A 7,097-nucleotide genomic window follows, 5' to 3' on the forward strand; every position below is an offset into this window, starting at 1 on the left:
CCTGCCCGCCCCCACCGAGCAACCGACGAGGAGGAACCCGTATGGAACAGAGGGAAAGTGAGGCCGCCCCGCCGACACTGGGCGTAGGCATGGTCGGTTACGCATTCATGGGCGCCGCCCACTCACAGGGGTGGCGCACCGTGGGCCGCGTCTTCGACCTGCCGCTGCGGCCGGTCCTCGCCGCGATCGCCGGCCGTGACGCGGCGGCCGTGCGGGCCGCTGCCGACAGACACGGCTGGGCGGCGGCGGAGACCGACTGGCGCGACCTCATCACCCGCGACGATGTGCAGCTGGTCGACATCTGCACTCCGGGGGACAGCCATGCGGAGATCGCCGTCGCGGCACTGGAGGCGGGCAAGCACGTCCTGTGCGAGAAGCCGCTGGCCAATTCGGTCGCCGAGGCCGAGGCGATGGTCGCCGCGGCCGAAGCGGCCAGGGAACGCGGCCAGGTGGCGATGGTCGGCTTCAACTACCGGCGGGTGCCCGCGATCGCGTACGCCCGGCGGCTGATCGCCGACAGCAGGCTCGGCACGCTGCGGCATGTGCGCTTCACCTATCTCCAGGACTGGCTGGTCGACCCCGACTTCCCGCTCACCTGGCGGCTCAAGCGCGAGCACGCGGGCTCCGGGGCGCTCGGCGATCTGGGCGCGCACATCGTGGACCTCGCGCAGTATCTGGCGGGGGAGCCGCTGGTGGGGGTCTCGGCGCTCACGGAGACCTTCGTACGGGAGCGCCCGCTGCTCGCGGGGGCATCGGCCGGGCTGTCCGCGGCGGGAGGCACCGAGCGCGGGCCGGTCACCGTGGACGACGCGGCCGTTTTCACCGGGCGTCTTGCTTCGGGCGCGCTGGCCTCCTTCGAGGCCACCCGGATGGCGTCCGGACGGAAGAACGCCCTGCGGCTCGAGATCAACGGCGAGCTCGGGTCGCTCGCCTTCGACCTGGAGCGGCTCAACGAGCTGTTCTTCCACGACCACACCGAGCCCGCAGCCTCCTCCGGTTTCAAGCGCATCCTCGTCACTGAGCCGGAGCATCCGTATCTGGAGGCGTGGTGGCCCCCCGGCCACGCGCTCGGCTACGAGCACACCTTCGCCCACCAGGCCCGCGACCTGGTCGAGGCGATCGCGGCGGGCACCGACCCGGCACCGTCGTTCGCGGACGGGCTGCAGGTGCAGCGGGTGCTCGCGGCGGTGGAGGAGAGCGCCGAGAAGAACGCCGTCTACACCCCCGTACAGACGCCAGAGCAAGCACCGGTTCAGACACAGACACATTCACAGGCACAGGCTTAGGAGGTCCGAATGCCACGTCCGTTCACGCTCTTCACCGGCCAGTGGGCCGATCTGCCGCTGGAGGAGGTCTGCCGGCTCGCCCGGGACTTCGGCTACGACGGCCTCGAACTCGCCTGCTGGGGCGACCACTTCGAGGTCGACAAGGCGCTCGCCGACTCCTCGTATCTCGACGGGCGCCATGCGCTCCTCGAGAAGTACGGCCTCAAGTGCTGGGCGATCTCGAACCATCTGGTCGGCCAGGCGGTCTGCGACAGCATCATCGACGAACGCCACCAAGCGATCCTGCCCGCCCGTATCTGGGGCGACGGCGAGGCCGAAGGCGTTCGGCAGCGGGCAGCGACCGAGATCAAGGACACCGCCAGGGCCGCGGCCGCGTTCGGCGTGCGGACCGTCATCGGGTTCACCGGCTCGTCGATCTGGCATCTGGTGGCTATGTTCCCGCCGGTGCCCGAGCGGATGATCGAGCGGGGATACGAGGACTTCGCCGAGCGCTGGAACCCGATCCTCGACGTCTTCGACGCGGAGGGCGTGCGCTTCGCCCACGAGGTGCACCCCAGCGAGATCGCGTACGACTACTGGACCACTCAGCGGGCGCTGGAGGCCGTCGGCAACCGCCCTGCCTTCGGGCTCAACTTCGACCCCAGCCACTTCGTCTGGCAGGACCTGGACCCGGTCGGCTTCCTGTACGACTTCCGGGACCGGATCTACCACGTCGACTGCAAGGAGGCGCGCAAGCGTCTCGACGGCCGCAACGGCAGGCTCGGCTCCCATCTGCCGTGGGGAGACCCGCGGCGCGGCTGGGACTTCGTCTCGGCCGGGCACGGTGACGTCCCCTGGGAGGACGTCTTCCGGATGCTGCGCTCGATCGGCTACGACGGTCCGATCTCGGTGGAGTGGGAGGACGCCGGAATGGACCGCCTGGCGGGCGCTCCGGAAGCGCTTGCTGACCTGAAGCATTTCGATTTCGACCCGCCCACCGCGTCCTTCGACGCGGCATTCGGAGGCGGTGAGTAGCGCAGCAAGGCACATAGACGCAGCTCCACGCCCGGCGGCGAATCAGCCGCCGGGCCGGTCCCAGCTGCTCGGGTCCGTCTTTGTCCTGCGGTAGGAAAAAGTTGAACTTCCCTACTGCACAAGGGCTTTCCGTCCCGGACGAACCCGACTACCGTCCCATGAGGTGTACAGGACATAGGTGGTCTCCGGTGTGACGGCGCACTCCGGTTCCACGCCCACCCGCCCGGCGATTGAGGGCAGCACATGGCCCCGCCCGGTCGACCGGTCTATCCCGGAGGACATTCGTGCACAGGAAACGGCACAGAGCCCGCAAGGCACTCGCACTCCTCACCGGCAGCCTCCTCGCCGCCGGCTCGCTCGCCCTCACCGCGCCGCAGACCGCACTCGCCGCCGACCCCGAACCGGCCGCGGCCGCCGAGGAATTCCAGCAGGTCACCCTCGCCAAGGGCGGTGAGGAGACCGGCGAACCCATGTCGCTGGCGGTCCTGCCCGACCGCAGCGTGCTGCACACCTCCCGCAACGGCGAGCTGCGGATGACCGACAGCGCGGGCAACACCCGTGTCGTCGGCACCATCCCCGTCTACTCGCACGACGAAGAAGGCCTCCAAGGGATCGGTATCGACCCCAAGTTCGGCGAGAACCGCTTCGTCTATCTCTACTACGCGCCGCCGCTGAGCACCCCCGCGGGCGATGCCCCCAACGAGGGCACACCCGAGGACTTCGCGAAGTTCGACGGCGTCAACCGGCTCTCTCGGTTCGTCCTCAAGGCAGACGGAACCCTCGACAACGCCAGCGAGAAGAAGATCATCGACATTCCCGCGACCCGTGGCATCTGCTGCCACGTCGGCGGCGACATCGACTTCGACGCGCAGGGCAACCTCTATCTGTCGACCGGCGACGACTCCAACCCCTTCGCCTCCGACGGCTTCACCCCGATCGACGACCGCCCGGGCCGCAACCCCGCGTACGACGCCCGCCGCACCTCCGGCAACACCAACGACCTGCGCGGAAAGCTCCTTCGGATCAAGGTCAACGACGACGCGAGCTACTCCATCCCCGACGGCAACCTCTTCGCGCCCGGGACCGCCAAGACCCGGCCCGAGATCTACGGCATGGGCTTCCGCAACCCCTTCCGCTTCAGCGTCGACAAGAAGACGGGCATCGTCTACCTCGGCGACTACGGCCCCGACGCGGGCGCGGCCGACCCGAAGCGCGGCCCGGGGGGACAGGTCGAGTTCGCCCGGATCACCAAGGCCGGTAACTTCGGCTGGCCCTTCTGCACCGGCAAGAACGATCCGTACGTCGACTACGACTTCGCGACCAAGACGTCCGGGGCGACCTTCGACTGCGCGGCTCCCAAGAACGAATCGCCGTACAACACCGGCCTGGTCGACCTGCCGCCCGCGCAGCCGGCCTGGATTCCGTACGACGGCGGCTCCGTACCCGAGTTCGGCAGCGGCTCCGAATCCCCGATGGGCGGACCCGTCTACCACTACGACGCCGCGTCCACCTCCCCGGTGAAGTTCCCCGAGGCGTACGACGGAGACTTCTTCGCCGGTGAGTTCGGCCGCCGCTGGATCAAGCGGATCGAGCAGGGCGAGGACGGCGCCGTCCAGTCCATCAACCCCGTCCCGTGGACCGGGACGCAGATCATGGACATGGCCTTCGGACCCGACGGTGCACTGTACGTACTCGACTACGGCACCGCCTGGTTCGGGGGAGACGAGAACTCCGGTCTCTACCGCATCGAGAACGCAACCGGCGGACGCTCCCCGGTGGCCGAGGCGGCAGCCACCAAGACCTCGGGCAAGGCTCCGCTGCGCGTCGGCTTCTCCTCGGCCGGCACGACCGACGCCGACGGTGACGCCCTCACGTACGCCTGGGACTTCGGCGACGGCGGCAAGTCCACCGAGGCCAACCCCACATACACGTACAAGAAGAACGGCACCTACACGGCGACCGTCACCGCCAAGGACCCCATCGGCCGCACCGGCTCCGCAAGCGTCCATGTCGTGGTCGGCAACACCGCCCCCAAGGTGACCCTGGAACTCCCCGCAGAGGGACAGCTGTTCAGCTTCGGCGACGAGATCCCCTTCAAGGTCACGGTCACCGACCCCGAAGACGGGACCATCGACTGCGCCAAGGTGAAGGTGACCTACGTACTCGGTCATGACAGCCATGGCCACCCCGTCACCTCGGCCAACGGCTGCAGCGGCACCATCAAGACCTCCGCCGACGGCGGCCACGACCCCAACGCCAATATCTTCGGAGTCTTCGACGCCGAGTACACCGACGGCGGTGGCGGCGGCCAGGCCGCGCTCACCAGCCACGACCAGGCCCAGCTCCAGCCCCGCCACCGGCAGGCGGAACACTTCAGCACCTCCTCGGGCATCAAGCTCTACGACAAGGCGAGCGCCCACGGCGGCAAGACGGTCGGCGACATCGACAACGGCGACTGGATCGCCTTCAAGCCCTACAACCTGACCGGGACCACCAAGCTCACCGCCCGTATCTCATCGGGTGGAGCGGGCGGCTTCCTCGAGGTGCGCACCGGCTCGGCGAGCGGTCCGATCCTGGGTTCCGCCCCGGTGCCCGTCACCGGCGGCTGGGACACCTTCCAGGACATCGACGTCCCGCTGCGGGCCGTACCGAGGAAGACCACCGAACTGTTCCTGGTGTTCAAGGGCGGACAGGGAGCGCTCTACGACGTGGACGACTTCGAACTCTCCAACACGCCGGTCGACCGGACCGCCAAGCGCGTCCTGGTCTTCTCCAAGACCGCCGGCTTCCGCCACGACTCCATCCCGACCGGCATTGCCGCACTGAAGGAACTGGGCGGGACCAGCAACATCACGGTCGACGCCACGGAGGAGGCGGCCCAGTTCACGACCAGCAACCTCGCCCGCTACGACGCCGTCGTGTTCCTGTCCACCACCGGTGACGTACTCAACGCCGAGCAGCAGAAGGCGTTCGAGAACTATGTCGCCACCGGCGGGGGCTACATGGGCGTGCACGCGGCGGCCGACACGGAATACGACTGGTCCTTCTACGGCGGGCTCGTCGGCGCCTACTTCGCATCCCACCCGCAGATCCAGCCCGCGACCGTACGGGTCGAGGACCACGCCCATCCGTCGACCGCGCACCTGGATGACGCCTGGGAGCGGACCGACGAGTGGTACAACTACCGCACCAACCCCCGTGAGCAGGCACGGGTCCTTGCCACCCTGGACGAAACCACCTATCAGGGCGGCACCATGAAGGGCGACCACCCGATCGCCTGGTGCCAGACCTACCAGGGCGGCCGCGCCTTCTACACCGGAGGCGGCCACACCAAGGAGTCGTACGCCGAACCGGCCTTCCGCCAGCACCTGCTGGGCGGACTGCGCTACGCCGCCGGACAGGTCAACGCCGACTGCAAGCCGAAGACCGGATACCGGCCGATCTTCAACGGCAAGACCCTGGACGGCTGGAAGCAGGCCGGGCCCGGAAAGTTCAATGTCGTCGACGGTGAACTGCGCACCGAGGGCGGCATGGGCATGCTCTGGTACCAGGCCAAAGAGCTGAAGTCCTACTCGGTCAAGCTCGACTGGAAGCTGGACGGCGATGACAATTCCGGAGTCTTCGTGGGCTTCCCGGCCTCCGACGACCCCTGGTCGGCCGTGAACAACGGCTACGAGGTGCAGATCGACGCGACCGACGCGCCCGACCGTACGACAGGCGCCGTCTACGGCTTCAAGTCGGCCGACCTCGTGGCCCGCGACCGCGTCCTTCGGCCGCCCGGCCAGTGGAACAGCTACGAGATCCGGGTCCAGGGGGAGCGGCTGCAGATCTTCCTCAACGGCGTGAAGATCAACGACTTCACCAACACCGACCCGGCCCGCAGCCTCAAGGACGGCTACATCGGCATCCAGAACCACGGAGCCGACGACCAGGTGTCCTTCCGCGACATCCAACTCCGGGAGCTGCCCACCTAGGCGCGTCCCCCTAGACGACGGCGGGCGGGGAGGCGCCGTACCCCCCGCCCGCCGTCCTCCACCACACCGAATGGCAGGGAGGCAGCCCGTGACCAACGGGAATCCCGTGACGAACGGGAATGACGTGACGAACGGGAATGGCGGGAAGATACGCACCGGAGTCTGGTTCGTGGGAGCGCGTGGTTCTGTGGCCACCACGGCCGTCGCGGGGTGTGCGGCGATGACCGCCGGACTGCATCCCCCGAACGGCATGGTCACGGAGACCGGGCCGTTCGCCGGATCGGGGCTGCCCGCCCTGTCGTCGCTGGTCTTCGGCGGCCACGACACCGCGCACTGCCCGCTGCCGAAGCGGGCCGAAGCGCTGACCGACGGGGGAGTGCTGCCGCACGGCCTGGCTGCTGCGGTACGCGGTGAACTGGCCGCCGCGGACGCGGAGATACGTCCCGGTGGGCCGCAGTCCGGCGATATGCGGACCGACGAGGAACTCATCGCCGCCTTCGCCGGGGACATGAGCGACTTCCGGGAACGGCACGGGCTGGCCCGAGTCGTCGTCGTCAACGTCTCCTCCACCGAACCGGTGCCCGAGCCCGACGCGGTACGGCTCCCGCCCAGCTCGCTCTACGCCGCCGCGGCCCTGCGGGCCGGGTGCCCCTTCGTCAACTTCACCCCCTCCACCGGGCTGCGCACCGCGGCCCTCACCGACGCCGCCGCGGCAAGTGGACTTCCCCACGCGGGCCGCGACGGCAAGACAGGCCAGACGCTGCTTCGTTCCGTGCTCGCCCCGATGTTCGTGCAGCGCGCCCTGTCGGTACGGGCGTGGTCG

The 7,097-nt window shown here is 68.9% G+C and carries 4 protein-coding genes; all 4 read left to right on the plus strand.

What is annotated here, in order from left to right; translation table 11 throughout:
• Positions 1–41: 41 nt before the first annotated feature.
• Entirely contained in the window at positions 42–1,286 is a 1,245-nt protein-coding gene (locus ABZS64_RS33150; RefSeq protein WP_355837714.1) for a Gfo/Idh/MocA family oxidoreductase, read from the plus strand.
• Between the two features lie 9 nt (positions 1,287–1,295).
• Positions 1,296–2,300 carry a sugar phosphate isomerase/epimerase family protein gene (locus tag ABZS64_RS33155; protein ID WP_355837715.1) on the plus strand — a complete coding sequence of 335 codons (1,005 nt, stop codon included), beginning with the start codon at positions 1,296–1,298 and terminating at the stop codon, positions 2,298–2,300.
• Between the two features lie 284 nt (positions 2,301–2,584).
• On the plus strand, positions 2,585–6,274 hold the full coding sequence (locus ABZS64_RS33160) for a ThuA domain-containing protein (protein WP_355837717.1): 3,690 nt from the start codon (positions 2,585–2,587) through the stop codon (positions 6,272–6,274).
• 106 nt (positions 6,275–6,380) lie between these two features.
• Positions 6,381–7,097 (plus strand): inositol-3-phosphate synthase (locus ABZS64_RS33165; RefSeq protein WP_355837723.1); only part of this gene is annotated, 717 nt, incomplete at its 3' end.

The sequence above is a fragment of the Streptomyces sp. NPDC005408 genome, assembly GCF_040606445.1.
Taxonomy (GTDB): domain Bacteria; phylum Actinomycetota; class Actinomycetes; order Streptomycetales; family Streptomycetaceae; genus Streptomyces.